The organism is Buttiauxella agrestis ATCC 33320 (assembly GCF_000735355.1).
GTDB classification, from domain to species: domain Bacteria; phylum Pseudomonadota; class Gammaproteobacteria; order Enterobacterales; family Enterobacteriaceae; genus Buttiauxella; species Buttiauxella agrestis.
This window is the reverse complement of sequence record NZ_JMPI01000007.1, coordinates 1-23,064: the sequence shown is the minus strand read 5'-3', so window position 1 is coordinate 23,064 and position 23,064 is coordinate 1. Positions and strand designations below refer to the sequence as shown.

Annotated in this window: 22 protein-coding genes and 1 tRNA gene; 14 read left to right on the top strand and 9 right to left on the bottom strand. The window is 52.6% G+C overall.

The features are described 5' to 3' along the window. Positions 1-91 precede the first annotated feature (91 nt). From cutA to GBAG_RS01355, 4 genes are all read left to right on the top strand, one after another. Positions 92-415, top strand: coding sequence for a divalent cation tolerance protein CutA (gene cutA, locus GBAG_RS01370; RefSeq protein WP_034492703.1), 324 nt, complete (start codon positions 92-94; stop codon positions 413-415). Beyond that, positions 391-2,106: a protein-disulfide reductase DsbD gene (locus GBAG_RS01365; protein WP_034492701.1), complete on the top strand. Its 1,716-nt coding sequence runs from the start codon at positions 391-393 to the stop codon at positions 2,104-2,106. The genes cutA and GBAG_RS01365 overlap by 25 nt, the downstream gene beginning before the upstream one ends. A 46-nt stretch (positions 2,107-2,152) precedes the next feature. Then, positions 2,153-2,728 carry a transcriptional regulator gene (locus tag GBAG_RS01360; protein WP_034492700.1) on the top strand — a complete coding sequence of 192 codons (576 nt, stop codon included), beginning with the start codon at positions 2,153-2,155 and terminating at the stop codon, positions 2,726-2,728. 114 nt (positions 2,729-2,842) lie between these two features. Beyond that, positions 2,843-2,918: transfer RNA gene (locus GBAG_RS01355), tRNA-Phe, on the top strand. 63 nt (positions 2,919-2,981) lie between these two features. Here the strand turns inward: GBAG_RS01355 and GBAG_RS01350 are convergent. The 7 genes from GBAG_RS01350 to GBAG_RS01320 form a co-directional block, all read right to left on the bottom strand. Further along, positions 2,982-3,440, bottom strand: a complete 459-nt coding sequence (locus GBAG_RS01350) for a GNAT family N-acetyltransferase (RefSeq protein ID WP_034492698.1) — start codon at positions 3,438-3,440, stop codon at positions 2,982-2,984. 182 nt (positions 3,441-3,622) lie between these two features. Further along, positions 3,623-3,937, bottom strand: a complete 315-nt coding sequence (locus GBAG_RS01345; protein WP_034492695.1) for a BON domain-containing protein — start codon at positions 3,935-3,937, stop codon at positions 3,623-3,625. A gap of 101 nt (positions 3,938-4,038) precedes the next feature. Continuing rightward, on the bottom strand, positions 4,039-5,160 hold the full coding sequence (locus GBAG_RS01340; RefSeq protein WP_034492692.1) for a DUF4056 domain-containing protein: 1,122 nt from the start codon (positions 5,158-5,160) through the stop codon (positions 4,039-4,041). Beyond that, positions 5,160-6,293, bottom strand: coding sequence for a BamA/TamA family outer membrane protein (locus GBAG_RS01335; protein ID WP_034492690.1), 1,134 nt, complete (start codon positions 6,291-6,293; stop codon positions 5,160-5,162). Before GBAG_RS01335 ends, GBAG_RS01340 begins: the two co-directional genes overlap by 1 nt. After that, entirely contained in the window at positions 6,293-7,267 is a 975-nt protein-coding gene (locus tag GBAG_RS01330; protein ID WP_232062503.1) for a porin family protein, read from the bottom strand. Before GBAG_RS01330 ends, GBAG_RS01335 begins: the two co-directional genes overlap by 1 nt. A gap of 48 nt (positions 7,268-7,315) precedes the next feature. Beyond that, positions 7,316-8,467, bottom strand: coding sequence for a BamA/TamA family outer membrane protein (locus GBAG_RS01325; protein WP_034492688.1), 1,152 nt, complete (start codon positions 8,465-8,467; stop codon positions 7,316-7,318). After that, entirely contained in the window at positions 8,464-10,077 is a 1,614-nt protein-coding gene (locus GBAG_RS01320) for a mechanosensitive ion channel family protein (protein ID WP_034492687.1), read from the bottom strand. The genes GBAG_RS01325 and GBAG_RS01320 overlap by 4 nt, the downstream gene beginning before the upstream one ends. A gap of 215 nt (positions 10,078-10,292) precedes the next feature. Between GBAG_RS01320 and GBAG_RS01315 the strand changes: the two genes are divergently transcribed. The 10 genes from GBAG_RS01315 to GBAG_RS01270 all read left to right on the top strand — a co-directional run bounded on the left by GBAG_RS01315 (position 10,293) and on the right by GBAG_RS01270 (position 21,569). Then, a complete protein-coding gene (locus tag GBAG_RS01315; RefSeq protein WP_051873614.1) occupies positions 10,293-11,387 on the top strand; it encodes a GGDEF domain-containing protein in 1,095 nt (364 codons plus the stop codon). 386 nt (positions 11,388-11,773) lie between these two features. Next, positions 11,774-13,363, top strand: coding sequence for an arylsulfatase (locus GBAG_RS01310; protein WP_034492686.1), 1,590 nt, complete (start codon positions 11,774-11,776; stop codon positions 13,361-13,363). 59 nt (positions 13,364-13,422) lie between these two features. Next, positions 13,423-14,718 (top strand): anaerobic sulfatase maturase, encoded by a 1,296-nt coding sequence (locus tag GBAG_RS01305; RefSeq protein ID WP_034492684.1) that lies wholly within the window; start codon positions 13,423-13,425, stop codon positions 14,716-14,718. Beyond that, entirely contained in the window at positions 14,715-15,713 is a 999-nt protein-coding gene (locus GBAG_RS01300) for an AAA family ATPase (protein ID WP_034492683.1), read from the top strand. Before GBAG_RS01305 ends, GBAG_RS01300 begins: the two co-directional genes overlap by 4 nt. Beyond that, a complete protein-coding gene (locus GBAG_RS01295) occupies positions 15,713-16,618 on the top strand; it encodes a DUF58 domain-containing protein (protein ID WP_034492681.1) in 906 nt (301 codons plus the stop codon). Before GBAG_RS01300 ends, GBAG_RS01295 begins: the two co-directional genes overlap by 1 nt. Continuing rightward, positions 16,619-17,059 carry a DUF4381 domain-containing protein gene (locus tag GBAG_RS01290; protein ID WP_034492678.1) on the top strand — a complete coding sequence of 147 codons (441 nt, stop codon included), beginning with the start codon at positions 16,619-16,621 and terminating at the stop codon, positions 17,057-17,059. Further along, the gene (locus tag GBAG_RS01285) at positions 17,052-18,029 is read left to right on the top strand and encodes a vWA domain-containing protein (RefSeq protein WP_034492676.1); all 978 of its coding nucleotides are present in this window, start codon (positions 17,052-17,054) and stop codon (positions 18,027-18,029) included. Before GBAG_RS01290 ends, GBAG_RS01285 begins: the two co-directional genes overlap by 8 nt. Beyond that, entirely contained in the window at positions 18,026-19,549 is a 1,524-nt protein-coding gene (locus GBAG_RS01280; protein ID WP_034492675.1) for a vWA domain-containing protein, read from the top strand. Before GBAG_RS01285 ends, GBAG_RS01280 begins: the two co-directional genes overlap by 4 nt. Further along, positions 19,546-20,562 carry a BatD family protein gene (locus GBAG_RS01275; RefSeq protein WP_034492673.1) on the top strand — a complete coding sequence of 339 codons (1,017 nt, stop codon included), beginning with the start codon at positions 19,546-19,548 and terminating at the stop codon, positions 20,560-20,562. Before GBAG_RS01280 ends, GBAG_RS01275 begins: the two co-directional genes overlap by 4 nt. After that, positions 20,559-21,569, top strand: coding sequence for an HAD family hydrolase (locus GBAG_RS01270; protein WP_034492671.1), 1,011 nt, complete (start codon positions 20,559-20,561; stop codon positions 21,567-21,569). The genes GBAG_RS01275 and GBAG_RS01270 overlap by 4 nt, the downstream gene beginning before the upstream one ends. Positions 21,570-21,777: 208 nt before the next feature. Here the strand turns inward: GBAG_RS01270 and cspE are convergent, their stop codons facing one another. Both cspE and GBAG_RS01260 read right to left on the bottom strand, forming a co-directional pair. Beyond that, a complete protein-coding gene (gene cspE, locus GBAG_RS01265) occupies positions 21,778-21,990 on the bottom strand; it encodes a transcription antiterminator/RNA stability regulator CspE (RefSeq protein WP_034461105.1) in 213 nt (70 codons plus the stop codon). A gap of 308 nt (positions 21,991-22,298) precedes the next feature. After that, a partial coding sequence (locus tag GBAG_RS01260) for a shikimate dehydrogenase family protein (RefSeq protein ID WP_034492669.1) occupies positions 22,299-23,064 on the bottom strand: 766 nt, incomplete at its 5' end.

Sequence of the window (23,064 nt, the reverse complement as noted above, 5' to 3'; positions counted from 1 at the left end):
TAAAACACGGGTCGCCTCGCGGCCCGTTTAACACCTCCCCTCGCTCCCTCATGCTATAGTCACCGCTGACCCACCAGATACGAGGTTAGCTATGCCGACTACCCAGGCTGTTGTCATCCTTTGTACTGCCCCGGACGAAGCCACCGCGCAGGAACTTGCCGCGCTGGCGCTGGCTGAAAAACTGGCGGCTTGCGTCACCTTATTACCCGGTGCCACCTCGTTGTATTACTGGGAAGGGAAAATGGAACAGGAGTATGAGGTGCAAATGCTGCTCAAAAGTGACATTGAGCATCAGGAAGCCCTGCTGGCTTGCCTGAAATCGCATCACCCATACCAAACCCCTGAATTACTGGTTTTGCCAGTTACCCACGGAGATAGTGAATACCTCTCATGGCTCTACGCATCTTTGCGCTAATCTTTGCGCTCTTCAGTTCACACGCATTCGCCGGTCTGTTCGACAACCAGAGCAAATCTCAGTTTGTTCCCGTCGACCAGGCTTTTGCCTTTGATTTTCAGCAGTCTGAAAACCAGCTCAACCTGAACTGGCAGATAAAACCGGGCTACTACCTTTATCGCCAGCAAATCAAACTCAACCCAGCCCAGGCCGAACTCGCCCCGCTGGACCTGCCAAAAGGCACCTGGCATGAAGACGAGTTCTACGGCAAAACCGAGATTTACACCCAACGGCTGAATTTGCCGGTCACGGTGAAATCGGCGGTCAAAGGGGCGACGGTCAGTGTGACGTATCAGGGCTGCGCCGAAGCGGGATTCTGTTACCCGCCTGAGACGCGCGTGGTGCCACTGAGTGAAGTGGTGGCATCGGCTGACTCGCCTTCCTCCCTCTCCCCCGGGGAGAGGGGCGGGGTGAGGGGTTCAGACAACACTGAACCCACTCAATTGCCGTTCTCCGCACTCTGGGCATTCTTAATCGGCATCGGCATCGCCTTCACGCCCTGCGTGCTGCCGATGTACCCGCTGATTTCCGGCATCGTGCTGGGCGGCAAACAGCGTTTATCCACCGCTCGCGCTCTGCTGCTGACCTTCATCTATGTGCAAGGCATGGCGCTGACTTACACCGCGCTCGGCCTTGTCGTCGCTGCCGCTGGCCTGCAATTCCAGGCCGCGCTGCAACACCCTTACGTGCTTATCGGTTTATCAGCGCTGTTTGTGCTGCTCGCCGCGTCCATGTTTGGCCTGTTTACACTCCAACTGCCGTCGTCGCTGCAAACTCGACTTACGTTGATGAGTAATCGCCAGCAAGGGGGTTCAGCAGGTGGTGTGTTTGCTATGGGTGCGCTGGCCGGGTTGATTTGCTCGCCCTGCACCACCGCGCCGCTGAGTGCAATCCTGCTATATATCGCCCAGAGCGGAAACATGTGGCTCGGCGGTGGCACGTTATATCTGTACGCGTTAGGCATGGGTTTACCGCTGATGCTGATCACCGTTTTCGGCAACCGTCTGCTGCCAAAAAGTGGCCCGTGGATGGAAACCGTCAAAATCGCGTTCGGTTTTGTGATCCTTGCACTGCCGGTTTTCCTGCTGGAACGCATACTGGGAGACACGTGGGGCATTAGGTTGTGGGGATTGCTTGGCGTGGCGTTCTTCGGCTGGGCTTTTATCACCAGCCTCGGGGCGACAAAATCGTGGATGCGCGTGGTGCAAATAATCCTGCTGGGTTGCGCGTTAGTATCAGCAAAACCACTGCAAGACTGGGCGTTTGGTGCGCCCGTCGCCACCAGCCAGGCGCATCTTAACTTCACCAGAATTGCCAACGTTGAGCAGCTCGACAAAGCGCTTGCTGATGCAAAAGGCAAACCGGTGATGCTCGATTTGTACGCCGACTGGTGCGTGGCTTGTAAAGAGTTCGAGAAATACACCTTTAGCGATCCGCAAGTTCAGCAGCAACTGGCCAATACCGTTTTACTTCAGGCAGATGTCACCGCTAACAATGCGCAAGACAATGCCCTGTTAAAGCATTTACAGGTTTTAGGGCTGCCAACCATTCTGTTCTTTGATACAACTGGACAGGAACAGCCCGATGCACGCGTTACCGGTTTTATGGATGCCAACGATTTCCGTACGCATTTGCAGAAACACGCGCAGTAAACAACACTAATGTGGGACAAACCGTTGAACGACGGAGGAGAAAACCGTGCAACGCGAAGACGTACTTGAGCACGCCCTACACGTCCTTGAACGTGAAGGCATTGCCAGCACCACCCTTGAGATGGTCGCAACCGAGGCTGACTATCCAGTCAATGAGATTCGAAACTTCTGGCCTAATGGCGAAGCGCTGTTGTACGACGCCCTGCGTTATTTGAGCCAGCAAGTGGATATCTGGCGTCGCCAGCTCGTGCTTAACGAAGAGCTATCGCTTGAGCAGAAGCTATTAAAACGCTACGAAGCCTTGACCGAATGCGTCAACAACCATCGTTATCCGGGCTGTCTGTTTATCGCTGCCTGCACGTTTTACCCGGACGCGTCGCACCCGATTCACCAGTTGGCCGATCAGCAGAAAAAGGCCGCATGGGAATTCACTCATGAAATGCTGACGCAACTGGAAGTGGACGACCCAACGATGGTGGCTCACCAAATGGAACTGGTGCTGGAAGGCTGCCTGAGCCGTTTGTTGGTCAAACGCAGTCAGGCTGACATTGAGACTGCTCGTCAACTTGCCGAAGACATTCTGCGCTTTGCGCAATGCCGACAAGGTGGCGCATTAACCTGATGAGTGATTTTCTCGCCAATATGAATGAAAAGCAGGCAGTTAAACGCATTTAACCCGTTTTTTATGACAAAGCCGTTGACGCCCAACGGCCTTTACGGTTTAATGCGCCCCGTTGCCCGGATAGCTCAGTCGGTAGAGCAGGGGATTGAAAATCCCCGTGTCCTTGGTTCGATTCCGAGTCCGGGCACCACATTTAGAAGAACCCGCCTATGGCGGGTTTTTTGCTTTCTGAGATTTGAGTTTCTAACTCCCCTCACAAAACCATCGTCATAAAGCGACTGTTCGGGTCGAGTTGATAATCCGCGAACGGCTCGCAATCCACAAAGCCATGCTTGAGATACAGATGATGACAGGCCGCAAACCCTGGCTGAGTACCTGTTTCAAGGCTGATGCGCTGAAATCCCCGTTCACGCGCCACGCCCAGGATATGCAGCAAGAACTGATTCGCCACGCCACGGCGTAAAAACTCCGTCGCAGTGCGCATGGATTTCAGCTCGCAATGCTCATCATCGAGCATTTTCAGCGCACCAATTCCGGCTAATTGCTCCCCTTCCCACGCCGACCAAAATGTCACGGTCGGGTCACGGAGTTTTTGCACATCTAAAGCATGGCTGCTTTCTGGCGGAGATTGCTCCAGCATGCCGGAAATATGATAGGCCACTAATGCCTGCACCGCCGGGTGCGAAAGATCGTCGGTTTTGATGGTGAACATGCTCGGCTTCCTGGTTGTTAGTTACATATTCGTAACATCAAATCGAACAACCGCATGCCAGTCCAATAACGATTACTTATGACGCTGATTTTTAAATACGATCACAACTCATTTTTTGAAATGAGGATAAGCAGGAAAATGACAACGCCCTTTTCCTGCTTATTTGAAGTTCAATTTTGTTATTACTTCACGATCAGATCGTTCTCAACAGCCTTCACGCCTTTAACCGATTTGGTGACTGAAACGGTTTTATTGGCTTCTGCCGCAGAAGAGACGAAACCGCTGAGCTGTACGCGGCCTTTGAAGGTTTCAACGCCAATAGCCGTGGATTTAATAGATTTTTCAGCAAGTAACGCAGATTTCACTTTTGTAGTGATCACGCTGTCGTCAATATAGCCACCGGTGCTTTCTTGTTTTGATGAACCCGCGCAAGCTGTTAATAGAGTCGCCGCCACGGCTAACGCACAAATATTAAAAAACGTGTTTTTATTTTTCACAATTAATACCTCACATTGAGTCCAACGAATATATTACCCTACAGATGCCCGGTAGACAGTATCCCTACCCAGCAGTCATTTCTTATTTTGCACAAATAGACTCACTTCTTCATTTGCTGGAGCTGTATCTGGTCGGCGTATTTGGCTTGTTCAGCCAGCGCCGGGAACTGTGCCGGAAGGTAGAAACTATCCGGTACTTTAAGGCCGCGCATGTCACTGCCGGTATGGATTTGCAACTCGCCAAGCTGGCTTATTGTTACACCCGCGACGGTTGCCGGCATCAGCAGACGGTAAGGTTTTGCCCTTTCAAACGGCACGGGCGTCGGGAAGCGGTTTTCGCTTAAATCGTAGTTACGATTGAGCACCAGAAATTTATCCGGCACCCGGCGTTTGCTGTTCCACCAGTCGCCGTCCACTTCGCGAAATTTTCTCTCCGTTTCAGTTTTCCGCACCGCGCCAAGTTGCACCAACGCTTTGTGCAACGCTTTATCCATCGCGGCATTGTAGGCCTCAACCGAGCGGCCATGTCCATGCAGAATCACGTTTATCGCAAGCCTGGCACCCAACAAATTCGAGTACAAATCTTCTGGCGAGAAAGCGGATATTTCCTCAGAAAAACCGGGGACCGACTGGAATCCATACCACTGGGCAATTTCATGCCATTGTGCCAGTTGAAACGCGAGATGCCCCGCAAGCCAGGCCGCAATCGTGTAGCGTTCAACCATAGAGGCTGGCGGCGTGAAGGCATGAAGCTGGACACGTCGCACGCCCAGTTCTTCGCTATAAAACAGGCGCCAGTCCTGGCCAAGTCGGGAATAAATCTGCGTAAAAAGGTAGAAGGTGTTATCGGCAGTATCGCGGACGTGGGCGATATCAATAAAGCCCCCACGGTGGGTGTAAATCAGGCCGCTTTTCTCTTCGCTCAGACCAACGATATTTTTAACCGCCCCCAGCGCGCTGTCGTTATAACGATGCTGACCGAGCGTCGAGAGCGTCAAAATATTACCAATCTGATAGACCGGAATCGGCACGCCCACTGCGCGGACTTGTAAATCGTAGCCAAACGCGCAACAAGGGCGCAGCGACTCGGGCGCGGTAAGATCTTGCGCCACCGGCCACACGCGTCTCGCCTGCTCGAAAGGCAAGATATCTGCGGGCTTCGGTGGTGCGCCAATACTCTGAAATGCCACGCCCAATAGCGCTGCCAAAAACCAAACCCGCATTAAAATGCCTCCGCCACTTGAAAGTAAAACCCTGCACTTTCTTTTCCAAATCCTAAGTCGAGGCGGATGTTCATGTCTGGCTTCACCTCGAAACGATAGCCTGCCCCTACGGTCGGTAGCAGCGGGTTATCTGACAGATGCTGCGGGCTGTCGCCCAGCGCCCCTGCGCCAATCCATAAAACATAGCCGTGTCGCCAGTTAAGCTTTTTACGGTATTCCAGTTGCGTGCTCATCACGTCTTTATCGCGATAGCGCCCCTGATAATAACCGCGCATTCGGTTGTCATCGCCAGCCTCGGACAAACGATCCCAGGGCACATCACCCCGTGCAAAACGTCCCCAAAGATCAAACGCCAGAACGTCCTGATCGTTGAGCGGATAGTAATAATTATATTGCAGCTGCAATATGGTGAAGTGGGTATCTGAGCCAACCGCAGGATCAAAAAGGCTGTATTCAGCACTGAAAAATTGCCCGTGCTGGGGCCGGGTGATCACATCCCGCGAATCGTAGTTAATGGCGGCGGTAACACCGGAACTGTTCGAGTTACCGCCCGCATCGTAGCGGGAAAAGTTATCGTCAGGATGTGGGTCATCAATATCTTCAGCGTCGTAAGTTGAATAATCCCAGCCTAAGCCTGCATAAAGATTATCAACCACCTGACGCATAATCTGCGGATGGAGACTGAATGATTGCTGAGTATATTTTTGTTCGTTACCTTGTGCGGCGTCGTAGCCAATCCCCCAAAACCCGGTAGGGATTTTTGCCAGAGAAGCATCAACAAAAAGTCGCCATTCATCGCCGCTAAAGAAGGTGTAGTTCTTCATACCCATTCCCAACGCGCCGCTGCTGCTGACGAACCCGGTAAACGATACCGAAGAGTTCTGGGTCACACGATCGTTCGGATCAACACGATAAATCCCGGCGATCGCCGTTCCTAAACCGAGTTTCAGCTCCGGGGTATAAAATGGCCCAGGCAGCACGCTCCAGTTAATACCTTTGCTGGCATCATACTGGTTATCGGCACCGAGTTTTCCCAGCAAACCGTCGATCTCTTCGCGCGTCATTGCGTCCGTGGTGGCCGGTATCATCATGAGGCTTAACAAACTCAAAAATAGCGCGCTACTTCTGTTCATCAGAATCGATATTCGCCTGCGATAAAGAAGCTATTACGCTCGTTAAAACCAATCTCAGTCAGCACATTAAAGTTTTGTGTGAGCTCGTATTGCGCACCGATAAGCGTGTTCCACGGTGAGGTAAGGTGCTGCTTAACGTCAAAGCGCCCTTCGTTATCCTTATTCACCGCGCTAATCAGCGGCTGAAGTTGGGGAGGCATCTTCAGGTCAGCGAGGCTACCTTTGAACTCCTGCTGAACGTCCTGATACATCGCCCCCACCCACACGCTTAAATGCGACGGGCCGGAAATAGACGGCATATCAAAACGATAACCCACGCGCGGCGATATCGTTACCGCCGAGATTTTACCGTCGAGAATGTCGAAATCCGTGCGCGTGTAGTTGGTGTCCACCAGGGTAAACCAATTTTTATAGCCACCCGCCAGCGTAAAACCGGTGCCGTAGGTTCGGCCTTCGAAATCGAGTGTGAAATCAATATTCTGCAAATCACCGCTTTGGTTCAGGCGATGTACCGACGAGGCAATAATCCGGTCAATACCGGTGTACAGCGACGGGTCAGCATCAACCGAAACGTTCGAAACCGACGAGCCTTTGGTGTAGCCCACAATCCCATAGATATTCAAAAACGGGAAAACCCACATATCGAGGCGCAAGTTTTCCGATTTGCTGCGCTCGCGTGTATGGCCGACGTCAATATTAAACATATCGCTGGGAATCGGGTGCGCCCCCAGTTTTAGCCCGGAGAAAGTAATGCTATCGACATCAACATTCTGGCGCATATTCATGTAGCTGAGATTCACGCCAAACGGCAGTGGGATGGAGTATCCCCGCGCACGAGCTTCATCTCCCCAGATAGGAAACGTGCTGCTCTCTGTCGCTGTATCCGTTGCCGCGCCAAACGCCGCTCCGGATAAAAACAGTAACGGCAGTGCAATCAATTGACACTGTTGCACGCCCCTTAGCATTGTTTTCATTACGTTCTCTTTTAATGTCTGCGTTGTCAGTCAGGCGGCAAATTCCTTTTACAGCCCCGCCCCTACGTTGAAATAGACCGCTTGTTCATTGTCGCTAAACGCAACATCAATTCCGGTATGTAAACCAAACTGGCGGGCAATCAGGTAACGGAACCCGCCGCCATAGGCCACTTCGGTTTGCTCATAAAGTTCATCCGCTTCTTTGCTGGCACTCCCCGCGCCAACAAACCCCTGCAATACCCAGCGCGGTGTCATCTGCCATTCGAGCTGCGCTTGCACGGTGCTGACGTAATCCCCTTGATAACGATAGCGCGAGATCCCGCGCAAATTAATGTAGGGCCGCGCCATCGGGGGCAAATGTTTATCGTGACGTGACAGCGATTGATAATTTGCCGCCAGCGCCAGGGTAAAATCAGTGCTCAACGGTTGGAAATATTTCCCGTCGAGCGTCAGCGTGTCGTAGCGATAATCGCCACCGAGGAAGTTGGTATAGAACTGGTATTCCCCGGTGACGGACAACCCATTACGCGGGTAGAAAAAGTTGTCCGTGGTGTCATATTCTGCCAGTAACCCGACACCAGAGGTAGAGCTTTTCTCACCCAGGACACGTTGTAACCCACGGTTAATAAAGGTGTTATCGGCAGAGATTTCCATATTCGCATAAAACTGCGACGCACCGACAAAAAATGGTGAATCGGCCACGCGAAACAGCAGTTTTTGTATTCCGCCGTAGCCTTTCGTTTGAGTGCTAACGCCCTTTCCCCGGTCAAAGCCTGCAATATCACCAGAATAGATATCCAGATTAATATCGGCATAACCGAGTGCCACCAGATAGCGAATTCCGTCATTGTTCCACGTGTGGCGATGCCCGCCGCCGACAAACCCGGTGCCGTTTTGCGTCGCCCCGCCACCAAACGCCGACATCGCTGGCGGTATTTTTCGCCCGTCCGTGCGGGATTTTGACGCTTCGCTATCAGCCGTGTCATGCAAGAAAAGACCAAACAAGCCGCCGCCATAGCCTATCGCCGGTTCGGTGATCACCACCGGAATCGGCAAAAAGCCGTAGCGGTTTTCACTCAGATACTGGCTCATGTCCAGCATACCGTCGGAGTCGTCGATAAATCCGCTGGCACGCGCATCTGCGGGTAACCACAGTCCGACGCAAAGAAGTGCTGCAAAGGCGCGCGTGAAATTATTCATGACGGTTTTTCAGGCTGTATAGCCGGGGGTGCAAACCAATTTTCTGGCGTCACCATCACCGCATTTTCCGGCTGATTGACGAAATTCGGCGACATAATCTGCACGTTAAATTCGTTAAACACATCCTGAATATGGCTGTGCAATTCGCTCTTCACCCCTGCCAACGATTCACCCGGGCGCAGTTTGACCTGCAATTCATAGGCGATATACCAGTCCATCAAATTAAGCTGGCGCACCAGCGGCGGCGTATTTTGTTCAATGCCGTTGGTACGTTTAGCGGCCAGTTCAAGCATCGCGTGAACCTGCCGCCACGGCGTGTCGTAGCCGATGGTGACGCTGGTCGTCAGATTGACGCCCCCACCCGGATTTTGCGCACTGAGATTGGTGATTTTGCCGCTGACCACCACCGCATTTGGCACCGTAACAATGTAGTTTTCGCGGGTCAGAATTTTGGTCGCCAGCATACCGACTTCATTGACCAACCCTTCGTTATCGCCAATACGAATCACATCGCCTTTGCGCAGCGCGCGGGAATAAGTCAGCACCAGGCCGCTCATGGCGTGGTTCATCACCCCCGCGGAGCCAAGCGTTAACATCAAACCAAAGAACACGCTGATCCCCTTAAAGGCCAGCGAATTAGCACCGGGCAGGAACGGATAAGCCGCCGAGAGAGCAAACAGCCAGACCATGACGGAAATGAGTTTGCGCGTGGCACCGACCGTTTCAGGATGAAGGCCCGGCACCATCATCTTGCCGCCCTCAACACGTGTCAGCAGGATTTTCAGCAACTTCAGAATGAAGGCGGTGATTAAAAAGATAATCAAAACAATCAGCAAACCGGGGAACGCGGAAACAATAGATAACGCGATTTTCTGAAACACATTAATCGACCAGTCACCTAATGATTCTCCCCAGACTCGCGTCCACGGAAAAAGCCGGAAGATCCAACTCAGCCAGACATAAAACGCGGCGATCCCCAGCAAAATCATCAGTAAACCGTAAAGATAGCCTTCAATTGCACCAACCAATTCTCGCCATTTCGCCGGAATAAGCCCCTTTTTCTGGCTGACTCTTGCCTCAAAGTAGCGCTTCACTCTGCGCCAGGATCTAAACGCGCCATAGAACAGCAACCCTAAAGCGGCCGTTCCGACCAGCGTTTTTACCGTTGCGATGGCGAGATAAGACGAAGAATACTGATCCCTTAACGAAGTGCGCTGTTCATCCATGCGCGTTAATACCCGCTGTGCGGCTTGGTCCAGGGTTAAATCATCGCCTTCATCCAGGTCACCTTCCGCCAGTAGCATCACGACTTTACCGTTAATGGTGAAGAGCCGCCCTTGCTGGTTGTAGCGCTGAACCGGGGTAATTTGCACAGGATGGCGGATATCATCTTCACTGAGCGAACGTAGCATCTGGCGGATGCGCAGCACACGTTCTTCCGGTGTTGTCAGGCCGAATTTGGCCTGCAACATAACAATCGGATGGTGAAAAATATAAACCGTGCGTGCTTTATCCTGTTCAGAAGGAAGTTGCCGTGGTTCCGCCGCGTGCAACGCACCAGAGGTATACAGAGTGGTCCATGCCAAAAAAATTAGCAGCGCCCTAATCATATTTATCACCCGGAAAAGAAAGAATTTTGTTTTATTATTCAATCACACGAGATCAATCGCACCCGTCTCTATACTACGTTGAGCATAGACCAGCGTGAGGCATATTCAAGATAACTTGAGAGATGTTAAGGAGTTGCCTGACGCGCATTTCACCAGGTGGCATCTCAAGGGCACGCAGGTTATCATTTATTAAATTTATAAAAGGAGCGGGATGAGTGGACATTAATCACAGCACGGGCGAAAGCGTCATTACCAGCACCAAAGGCTATATGTGGTTTTTGTCTTTGAATATTATCTTCTGCGCCTGGTTATTATTACGTGGCACGCACCGTAGCGATGTTGAAGACCTGCCGCTGATGTTGCAAATACTGTGCGGATGCATCATTGCTCTTTCATTAATCAATCTGCTGATCACAGTAAAAATAAAGAAGAACATTAACGACGGTTTCTACCACAAACTGCTGCCCTTTGTGGTTCTGGCGTTTGGGCTATTGTGGTCGGTGTTATTTTTGAACTTCACTCTTTATTATCAAAACCCGCTTATCACACTGATGTTAACCGTCTCGGTATTATTACCGGCGACCATTACCTTTTACATTTCAGGGCGTTTGCTGCTGCTATTCTCCGCGCCACTGGTGGTCTGCTTGCTGTATGTCGAATTCTTCTTGCAGGATAAATTCAGCGTGGCGCAGGTTGTCGGGGCCGTGATCATGTTGATGGTGATTTATTCTGCCCGCTACATTCTGCTCGAGTGGTACCAGCGCGTTCAGCGCAGCGAATACGAGAAAAATATTCTGATTAAGAAGCTGGTGCAGCAGGCGCATTACGATGCGTTGACCGGATTGTTTAACCGACTCAGCATGACGAGTTTCTTTGAAGAGTGTGTCAGCGCGCTTGCTGGCAACAAAAAGAAGCTATTCATGATTGTAATGGATATTGATTTCTTCAAACAATACAACGATATGTATGGTCACGTTGCCGGAGACAAATGCCTGATTAAAGTCTCGCAATGCATTGAAAAATCTTTGCGTAAAGACAGCGACAGCGCGTTTCGATTTGGCGGTGAGGAGTTCGTGGTGCTGACCGTCTGCGATGACATCTCACAGGTAAAAGCTATCAGCCACAGGATTCAGCACAATATTGCTCATGCGCATATTGCCCACAAAGGCTCGCGTATCTCCTCGGTGCTCACCATCAGCCAGGGCATAGCACAATGGCAAGAAGGAATGACGCTCGAAGCACTGGTTGAAAAGGCAGATCAGCAACTTTATAAAGCCAAGGAACAAGGTAGAAATCGAGTAAATTACTAAAATATTTAATTAAGATAATTTAAATAATTCCAGGAAGTAATTACATTTATTTTTTCTCTTCCCATCCCATTTGACCAATAAAATAGCCGGGCAAAACAATTATTTTGCTCGGTTATTCCTGTCTATCAACTTGAATCCCGGCCTGATTTTGAGCATTTCCGTTTATTTTTAAATGAGTTAGTTAAAATCCTCTTTAGTGAAAATGTTACTGTATATGCCGCTATTTCTTTTTATTCAATGAGTTAGGTAACAACCCTCTATTTATACACTTAAGAACAATCTCAGCTCGTTTATTTAGCTCATTTTCATGAGATTTCAAAACGTAATAGCAAATTTCATCCCTTTACTATACTCACTGAGTCCCTTAAATGAACGGAGTCCCAAAGATGCTTAACAACGTCCCTTTCAAAAGGACAATGATAGCCAGCATGCTGACATTAATGTCTGGCGCCGTGTCCGCTGTTCATGCCGCTCCCGCAACAGCCTCGCCCGAAAATGCACCGAAACAAGATGCCTCAAAACCTAACATTGTCGTTATTTTCGGTGATGATATTGGTTACTGGAACCTCAGTACCTATAACCAGGGAATGATGGGTTACAAAACGCCAAACATTGACAGCATTGCCAATGAAGGCGCGAAGTTCACATCCTATTACGCTGAACAAAGCTCGACCGCAGGGCGTTCTTCGTTCATTACCGGGCAAATGCCTTTCCGTACCGGGATGAGTAAAGTGGGGATGCCTGGTGCTCCGCAAGGCCTGCAAAAAGAAGACCCAACCATCGCCAACATCCTCAAACAGCTGGGTTACGCGACCGGGCAGTTTGGTAAAAACCACCTTGGCGACCGCGACGAATTCCTGCCAACCGCGCACGGTTTCGATGAATTCCTCGGCAACCTGTACCACCTGAATGCCGAAGAAGAACCTGAAAACCCGGATTACCCGAAAGATCCTGAATTCCGTAAACAATTTGGCCCACGCGGCGTGATTAAGAGCACCGCCGACGGCAAAATTGAAGATACCGGCCCGCTTACCATTAAACGTATGGGCACCGTTGACGAAGAAACACTCGCCGCCAACAACGACTTTATGGAACGCCAGTCCAAAGCCGGGAAGCCATTCTTCACCTGGTTTAACACCACGCGTATGCACAACAAAACTCACCTCAAAGACGCCAGCATTGGTGCGACGGGGCTTGGGACTTATGCAGACGGCATGGTTGAGCACGACAAAATGGTCGGTGAAGTGCTGCAAAAGATTAAAGACCTCGGTATCGAAGACAACACCATCGTTCTCTACACCACCGATAACGGCCCAATGACGGCAACCTGGCCTGATGGCGGTATCACACCGTTCCGCGGTGAGAAAAATACCGGCTGGGAAGGTGGATTCCGCGTACCTGCAATGATCAAGTGGCCGGGCCATATCAAACCGGGCACGCTGATTAACGACATCTTCGGCAGTAATGACTGGTTCCCTACTCTGGTTGCCGCCGCAGGTATTCCGGATATCAAAGAGCAGTTGCTGAAGGGCTACAAAACCCCGTCCATCACCTACAAAGTGCATCTTGACGGTTACAACCAGCTCGATTTCATCCAGGGCAAAGGTGAAGACCCGCGTAAAGAGTTCTTCTACTGGAGTGATGACGGCGACCTGCTGGCGATGCGTTACGGCCGCTGGAAAGCGCACTTCATGATCCAGGAACACACCGGCCTTGATCTGTGGCGTTATCCGTTCACCAAACTGCGTGCACCGATGATCTTCGATCTGGAAGTGGATCCGCTGGAGAAAGGTTCCGACGGTATGGGTTACCAGAGCTGGTTCTACGACCGTCTGTTCCTGATGGGCGGTGCGCAGAAATATGTTCAAGAAATGCTGGCAACCTTCAAAGAGTTCCCGCCACGTCAGAAACCAGGTTCATTCACGGTTTCCGATGCAGCAGCAATGATCGAACAAGGCTCCAATATCAATAATTAATGACGTGTAACCGGGTGGGCAACCACCCGGTTAATTCGTCGTGCTCTCAGGGGTTCGCTATGAAGTACAGCACAACATTGCCGGTTAAAGCATTACCGTCAGCAGAGAAATATGATGGCAAAGGCCCTGAATATAAGCGTCGTTTTCACGTTATGGCGAAGCCAACCGGCTCCACCTGCAATCTCGATTGCACCTACTGTTTTTACCTGAGTAAAGAAGATCTGCTGCATCAAGACCGCCACACCGGCATGAGCGACGAAGTGCTGGAAAACTTCATTCGTCAGTACATTGACGGCCAGGATGGCGAGCAAGTGGTTTTCTCCTGGCAAGGCGGCGAACCGACCTTGATGGGGCTGGAGTTTTTTGAAAAAGTCGTCAAATTCCAGAAGCAGTACCAAAAGCCCGGTCAACGCGTTGAAAACGACCTCCAAACCAATGGCGTGTTGATTAACGACAAATGGGCTGAATTCCTCAAAGAACACCGTTTTCTGGTTGGCTTGTCGATTGACGGCCCACGAGAATTGCACGACCGCTATCGCGTCACGCGCAGCGGCAAACCGACTTTCGACTTAGTGATGAAAGGCGTCGAAGCGCTCAAAAAATACAAAGTCCCATTCAACGCGCTCGTCACCGTCAACCGCACCAATGCTCGTTTCCCGCTGGAAGTGTACCGCTTTGTCACCCGCGAACTGGGCGCAACCTACGTGCAATTTAACCCGTGCGTAGAAGCGGTTGATTTCAAAGTCACCGCCCCGCAATTCTGGCGCGATGACACGATTCCCATTACCGGTACGCGCCGCGCAAAACCGGGCGATCTGGATTCCATCGTCACCGACTGGTCAGTGGACCCCGATGACTGGGGCACCTTCCTGAAAACGGTATTTGAAGAGTGGGTGAATAACGATTTAGGCCGCGTGCAGGTCAACCTGTTTGAAACCGCCGTCGCCCAAACCATGGGTATGCCCGCGCAAATTTGTACTGCGTCTGAGTTCTGCGGCAAAGGGCTGGCCATTGAAAAAAATGGCGATATCTATTCCTGCGACCACTACGTTTATCCCGAATATCAGATTGGCAATATCGAAGACACCAAACTCGCGCACATGGCATTTTCCGAACGCCAGAAAGCCTTTGGCATGGGTAAGAAAGACACGCTGCCGGAATACTGTAAACAGTGCCCGTACCTGAAATTATGCTGGGGTGAATGCCCGAAAAACCGCCTTGTCCGCACGCCAGACGGCGAGCCTGGCCTTAATTATCTTTGCCCCGGTATCAAAGCTTTCTTCAATTACGCCGAGCCGATTCTTGTCGGCCTCGCCACGCTTTTGAAACGTGACTTTGCAGGATTGCGCAAATGACAAACAGAGAGAAACTGCTCGAACTTGAGCAGCGTATGAATCAACAGGTTTTGGGTCAGGAATCACTGGTACGCATGTTAATTGTCGCGCTGCTTTGCGACGGACACGTGCTACTCGAAGGCTTGCCGGGTCTGGCAAAAACCCGTGCGGTGCGTGAACTAGCTAAACACGTCGAAGGTGAATTCCGCCGCATACAGTTCACGCCAGATCTGCTGCCGTCAGACATCACCGGCAGCGAGATTTACCAGCAAAACGCCACGCGTGAAGAAGACCAGTTCCGTTTCCGTCCAGGCCCGGTCTTCGGCAATATTATTCTGGCCGATGAGATAAACCGCGCCTCGGCACGAGTGCAATCGGCCTTGCTCGAAGCGATGGAAGAACGCCACGTCACGGTGGCCGGGAAAACCTGGCCGCTGCCGGGCATTTTCATGGTGCTGGCGACGCAAAACCCGGTCGACCAGGAAGGCACCTGGCCTTTGCCAGAAGCCCAGCTTGACCGCTTCTTGATGAAAGTTCTGGTGGATTATCCGTCCAAAGAAAACGAGCAAAAAGTGATGCAACTGGTGCGCTCCGAGCAGCAGCAAAAATACCTGGCAAGCGGCGATGAACAAACGGAAAAACCGGCTGAAACCCTGATGTTATCGCAGCAAGATATTGCCACCTGCTGGCAGGAAATCTCGGCGGTTTACGTCGCACCAACCATTGAAAACTACATCGTCAATCTGGTGGATATGACCCGCCATCCGCAGGGTATCAGCGACACGCTCGCCAGTTACATCACGTTTGGCGTCAGCCCGCGCGGCACCTTAGCACTCGACCGTTGCGGCCGCGCACTGGCCTGGCTCGAAGGGCGCGATGCGGTATTGCCAGAAGATATCAAGCTCGTCGCCCCGGCAGTGTTACGCCATCGCCTGATGCTCAGTTACCAGGCCAACGCCGATAACACCTCGCCGGACGACGTGATCCGGATGTTGCTCGACGCAGTGGTAGCGTAATGAATAGCGCGTTACAGGTGGATCGCCAAACCCTGATGGCGCTGGCAGGCGAAGCACGTTTGCTGTCGAACCCGCCAGGGCAGATCCCACCGGGAGCGCTGGCGGGTGAGCGTGTTTCACGCCAGCAGGGGCGCGGGCTTAATTTTGATAGTCTCCGTCGCTACCAACCAGGTGATGACGTGCGGTTGATCGACTGGCAAGCCACCGCCCGCCTGCGATCGCCGTGGATCCGCATGTATAACGAAGAGCGCGAGCGCCCGGTGTTCTTAATCGTCGATCAGCGGCTGGATATGTTTTTTGCCACCCGCGGGCAAACTAAATCTGTCGCAGCCGCCAAAATTGCGGGCCTGCTCGCATGGCGAAGCTGGCACGATGGCGACCGCATCGGCAGCGCGGTGTTCAGCGATGCGAATTACAGCCTGCAAAAATGCCGCGCCCCACGCACCAATCTGCCCGCAGTGCTCGATGACCTGCTGCAATACAACCAACAATTACCCGAACGCTACCCTGATGAAACGCCCGCAACCGTGACGCTCGGCAGCGTGCTGCAACACGCCATGCATCTGATCCCCGCCGGATCCTGGGTGGCCGTCATCAGTGATTTCCACGATCTCGATGCGTCCGGTGAAGCCTTGCTGGCTGCCCTGCGGCGGCGCTGCGAGATTAGCGCATTTGTCACACTCGACAACCTGCATCTCACCCTCCCGGCGCAAGGAAACCTGGCCGCCAGTTATCAGGGTCATGAAGCCGCATTTTCGCTTTCGCCACGGCTAAAAGATGAGATTCAACAAAGCGTGACTGCGCGACTTTCCGGCCTGCAAAACCGACTGACACGGCTTGGCATCCGCGTGAACCAGATAGTCGTCACAGACGATCTTCTCAAGCAGCTACAAAAGGGAGTCTGAATGCTGGAGAAAGGATTTAGCGTGCCGGAGCTGTTAAACCCGGCGCTTCCACGAAGCATCTCCTGGTTTCCCTTGCCGCCCGGCTGGTTTGTGCTCGGCGGTGTGTTACTTATCGCGCTGATTATCTTCGGGTTATTCCGCCTGGCGAGATGGCGGCGCAATGTGTGGCGTCGTGAAGCGCTGGCGGCATTGCAGCAGCCGCACAGCGCCGATGGCTGGCTGGAACTGATAAAACGCATTCTGCTGATGCACCAGCCGCGCAGCCAAATTAGCCACACGCTTTCGCCAGAACAACTCTTGCAGCATGTCGAAATCGACGCCGATTTGCGCCAGCAATTGAGCGCCAAATATTGCCAGCCGGATAACCAGCTCGAGGCGAATCAAAACGCACGTCTGCAAACTCAACTGAAACACTGGCTGGAGAAACTGCCTTATGTCTGAGTTTCTGAGCCGCCTCGATTTCGCCTGGCCGTGGGCGTGGTTATTGATTTTCCTGCCGCTGCTTGGCCGCTATTTTTTACCGCAGGATCGCGAAGTCAAAGAACATGTTCGCGTGCCGTTCTTACCGGAATTAATTGATGAGCTGAAACTCAACAGCCAGCCGGTGCGCACCAGCAAACTCTCAAGCCTGATTTTTTGGCTGACGTGGATTCTGCTGGTTGCCGCCCTCTCGCGCCCGGAATACCTGACACCGCCGCAGCATATTCAAAAACCGATGCGCGATGTGGTGCTGATTCTGGATGTCTCCGGTTCGATGGGCAAAAACGACGTTCAGGGTGGGATCACGCGCTTACAGGCCGTTCAGGAATCGGTGCGAAAATTCGTGGCGGCGCGTAAAACCGACCGCATCGGGCTGGTGATTTTTGCCAGCCAGGCGTGGCCATTCGCCCCGATTAGCGAAGACAAACAGGCGCTGCAAACGCGCATTAACCAACTCGCGCCCGGCATGATTGGTCAACAAACCGCGATTGGCGACGCGCTGGGAATCGGTGTGAAACTGCTCGATACCACCGCTAACAAAGACGCCAGCAAACTGGCGATTTTGCTCACCGACGGCAACGACACCGCATCGCAATTAGCGCCACCGCTCGCCGCACAACTGGCGGCAACACACCACGTTCAGGTACACACCATCGCCTTTGGCGATCTGAACAGCACTGGCGATGACAAAGTAGATTTGCCGCTAATGCAGGATATCGCGCGTATTACCGGCGGAAAATCCTGGACTGCCGCCGGTTCCGGCGCGGCTCTCGATAGCGTATGGCAGGAAATCGACGCCATCACCCCCGTGCAGGTGAAATCCATCGGTTGGTCGTGGCACATCCCGCTGTTCCAGTGGCCGCTGCTACTGGCGCTTGTGTTGCTGATTTTGCTCGCGGTCACGCGATTCGTGCGGGAGAAAACAGCATGAGTGACTTCCATTTTGTTTACCCCTGGCGGCTGCTCGGCCTGCTGATTTGTGCGCTGCTGTGGTTTGTCGCCAGCAGCCAACGCAGCGCCTGGCACCAGATTATGGACAAACCCTTTGCCAAAGCGCTGATTATTGGGCGACAAAAACGCCTGACCCAGATTTTACCGTGGTTGTGCGCACTCGGTGTCATCGCTCTGGCAGGCCCGACCTGGCAGCGTGAACTCCCAGCCGCACTGACGCAGCAAAGCAACATGATGGTGGTGTTACAGCAAGATCCAGCGATGTACGCGCAGGATTTAGCGCCGAGCCGCCACCAGCGTATGCAGAGCAAAATCATGGACCTGATGAATCGTTCAACAGGCACGCATTTCGGCCTGGTGGTTTACAACGCTCATGCATATCTGACCACACCGCTCACTTCCGACCCGACGTTTTACTCGCTGTTCTTGCATGCCCAAAGCCCAAATTTATTGCCAGAAGGTGAAGGCTCGGGGCTAAAACAGGCTATCGCCCTGGCGATGAAAAACATGCCAGAAACACCGAATATGCCGCGCAATATTTTACTGATTGCCGACACCGTTTCGGCGCAAGACGCAACCTGGCTTGCCCAACAAAAAGCGCCCATTCAAATCTGGGTTCCGGGGACTGCACGCGGGGGTGAATTACCCGAAAGCTACGCCCAGCGTGGGATTGATACACGTCTGAACGTCGAACGCTTTAGCCAAATTCGCGATGGCGGCATTCCGGTCACGCTCGTCACCAGCGACGACAGCGATTTATCGGTACTCGCCAGCCACATCCAGCAATCGGTGAGCGCGCAAAACAACGCTCGCGGCGATTTGCACTGGAAAAACAGCGGCTATCTGCTGGTGATCCCGATGCTTTTGCTACTGCTGCTCGGACGGCGACAGCTGATTTGCTGGCTGATTGTGCTGGTGCCGCTGCTGTATCTGCCGCAAAGCCAGGCCGCATGGCAGGATGCGTGGATTAGCCCGGATATGCAGGGGCAACTCGCCTTCAATAAAGGTGAATATAAAAAAGCGGCAGAGCGTTTTCAGGACCCGCTGTGGCAAGGCATCGCCTACTACCGCGCCGAAGATTTTGTCGCGGCTACTTCCGCATTTCGCCAGGCGCCGCAAACCGCTGAATCGCTGTTATGGACGGGCAACAGCTACGCCCAGCAAAAGCAGTGGCAGCAGGCCATTAACAGCTATGACCGCGTCTTAAGCCTGCGCCCGGATTGGGCAATGGCCCAGAAAAACCGCGCCGCCATCGCCAAAATCATTATGGAATTGCGCCAGAAAGAACGCGATCGCCAGGCGGCTCAGGGTAAAGAACAGGACTATAAACCGGACGAAATTAAACACGATTTAAAGAAAGATCAGGGCGTCAATCAGAAGGATATCCAACCCGTTGCCAGCAGCAGCCCGCAGGTCAATCAGTGGTTTGAAAACCTTGAGGTTTCCCCTTCCGGCCTGCTGGAAAATCTCTACCGCGCCAACACGGAGGAGACGCCATGAGAGCCTTGCTGATGGTGCTTTTGCTGGCGGTGTTACCTGCCCGAGCGGCGATGGACATTACGCGTGAGCTTGAAGCGCCAGACCATGTCGCGCCCGGTCAGCCCGTGCGGGTGGCTATCACCTTCTGGACCGATAGCTGGTTTAATCCCCCTCCGCAATGGCCTGATTTTAAAATTGAGAACGGCTCGTTACTCACCACGCCGCTGCCAAACCAACTGCTGAGTCGCCAGAAAAATGGCATTAGCTGGAGCGGCGTGCGCCTTGAGCGACAAATCACCGCGTGGGATCAGGGTGTGCTGCTGATGCCTGCGGTGGAAATCACCCTCACCTCGCCCAACCAACCGCCCATCACGGTGCAATTACCCGAGCTGAAAAAAGAGGTGGTCTGGCCGGAAGGTATTGAGCAGCCGGATCGCTTCCTGCCCGCCAGCAACTTAACGCTCACCCAGAAAATCACCCAGTATCACGCAAGCAAAGACGACAAGCTTCATGCGGGCGATGTGGTTGAACGCACTGTAACCGTCAAAGCCAACGGGATTGTCGCCACACAAATCCCGCAATTGCTGTACGCCATTCCTGGCACCGAAACCCAGCGCCTGACACCAGTGAACACCATGCTGAAAACAGGACGAGGTGAAATCGAAGGCGCACAGCGTGAAGAAACCCTGCGTTATCTGCCATCCCAGGCAGGCACCATCACCATCCCGCCACTGAAATTACGCTGGTGGGACACGGCAAATCAGCGATGGCAAGTGGCGCAATTGCCCGGTTCCACCCTGCAAGTTGCCGAAGCGCGCGCCGCAGGAAGTGAATCGGCACTGCGCGGCACCACCGATGAAGGAAAATGGCGCATCGCGACGATGATTAGCGCCGTCGTACTGATGGCGCTGCTTCTCTGGTTTACGCGCCGCCCGCTGCGGCGCAGTTTCAGGTATCTGCACCACGTCTGGCAGCGCTTCTGGAACCCTGTCCCATTGCCCAAACTGACTCCCACCAAAAGGGGTGAACGATGAAACATAAACTCTTACTCACAACGCTAATTCTGGGTGCAATGGGTACGGCTCACGCCGCCGACCCGCTGTCTGCGTGGAAAGATACGGCGGCGAAACAATCCATTGAACAATGGGTGCAAAATGCCACCAATCAAGACCGCTCAACCTATATTCCACCCCAAAAGCGCTACGTGGTGTTTGATAACGACGGCACGTTGTGGCCCGAAGCACCGCTAACGTTCCAGCTCCAGTTCGCTATTGATGAAGTAAAACGCCTCGCGCCAGAGCACCCGGAATGGAAAAACGATCCCATTGTGAGCGCGGTGCTGAATAATGATTTAAAAACCGTTGCTGCCGCGGGTGAAAAAGGGCTGATGCAGCTTTTAGAGCTGACGCACAGCAACATCACCACCGAAGAATTCGACCAGCGCGTAGCCAATTGGGTCGGTAGCCACCGGGATAATCGCTTTGGCTGCCGGTACGATCAAATGGGCTACCAGCCGATGCGCCAGTTGCTCGATTACCTGCGTGAAAACGGCTTCAAAACGTGGATTGTATCCGGCGGCGGCATTGATTTTATGCGCGTGATCGCGGAGAAAATGTACGGCATTCCACCTGAGCAAGTGATCGGCTCATTCTCGCTTAGCGAGTTTTCCCTGACCGACAACGGCACGCAGTTACGCAAAACCATGAAAGGGGCTTTCTACGACGATGCGGCCGCCAAGCCCGTTGCTATCCATCTGTTTATGGGCCAACGCCCAGTTGCGGCGTTTGGTAACAGCGATGGCGATTTGGCGATGATGCAGTACACCGCAGCCAACCCGGACTATAAAACCTTCGGTTTGCTGGTTCACCATACCGATGCCGAGCGTGAATATGCTTACGATAGCCATCCGCCTGCCAGCGGTAAACTGGTCGAAGGGCTAAGTATGGCGAAGGAAAAAGGCTGGACGGTGGTGGATATGAAGCAGGACTGGAGAACGGTGTTTGACCCGAAATCCTGTGTTCCGGAATCGCCAAAACAGTAAATCATAGCTTCGTAGGTCGGAAAAGCGCAGCGTCATCCGACACTTCCACCAGCAATGACAGGCGTAAACGGTGGATGACGCTAGCGCTTATCCACCCTACAACAGCCTGTTTTGACAAGAGATCTCGATACAGAGCGGTATCGGACAGAAACGAAAAAACCCGCCGAAGCGGGTTTTTAAATTCTTTAGAGCTTAGTTAACGCTAACCTTACAGGCTAGTTACGTTACCAGCTGCTGGGCCTTTAGCGCCGTTCTCGATGGTGAAGGAAACTTTCTGGCCTTCATCAAGAGATTTGTAACCGTCGTTCTGGATTGCAGAGAAGTGAACGAACAGGTCTTTAGAACCGTCGTCTGGAGTGATGAAGCCGAAACCTTTATCAGCGTTGAACCATTTTACCAGACCAGTCATTTTGTTAGACATGTGTATTACCTTTTGAATTGAGTGTGCCTTACGGCGATTTGGTATGCTTTACAGATTTTATGAAGCGGTAGAGGAGCACACGACAAAGGGTATCCAGGGATGACTCTTGAAGGACTGCTTTACTAGGTTGCTTTAAAGGTCTGTACGTCAAACCGATGGGGCGTATTAACTCATGCTTAGGCGATGAATGACAAGGATTATTTTAGCCGTCCACAGCTCTGTAGTTAAATTACGTCTCATTTAGCGCTTCGCTTAGCGGGTGTAAATCATACGAAGTTACACCCGCCTCGCTATGTTCTAATGCGTTGTTAATAATCTATTTTTGCGACTTTTCGCAGGGCTTCTGGCGTCACTTCTGGCAGGCCAAAAAACTCCATATATGCAGGAATCATCTCAAATAACATATCTGTTCCAGGTTGTATCTGGCAGTCTCTTTTCATTGCAGCGCGCAGAAATGGCGTGATTTCGCTCTTCATCACCACCTCGCCAACGAAACTTCCGGGGGGGAGCGCGTGAATATCCACAGGCAATTCATCCCCTGCATTCATGCCCAACGGCGTTGCGTTCACCACTATCGAAAACCCCTGCGGGTTGCGCAAACCGGTTTGCACCGTCAGCGTGGGGTAGTGCCTGCGCAGCCGGATTGCCAGCTCTTCGCTGCTTGACGGGCGGCTATCATAAAGCGCCAGAGATTCAACGCCTGCCGCCGCCAGTGAGGCCGCAATCGCCGACCCCACCCCGCCGCTACCGACCACCAACGCACGCGCTCCTTGCGCCTGAATCCCTTTGCGCAACATGCCACGCACAAAGCCGTCGCCATCGAACATATCACCGCGAAGATGACCGTCCGGCTCCAGGCGAATGGCGTTACAGGCTCCGGCAATTTGCGCCGTCGGGCTGAGGCTTTGCACTAAGTCGCAGGTCGAGACTTTATGCGGCATCGTCACCAGCGCGCCAATAATGTTAGTCATACGGAATAAAGAAGGAATCAGTTGCGCGTAATCCTCAGCCCTGACCCCCATCGGCACCACTTTGATATCAATGCCCTGGCTTTCAAACCACGGGTTGTAAATC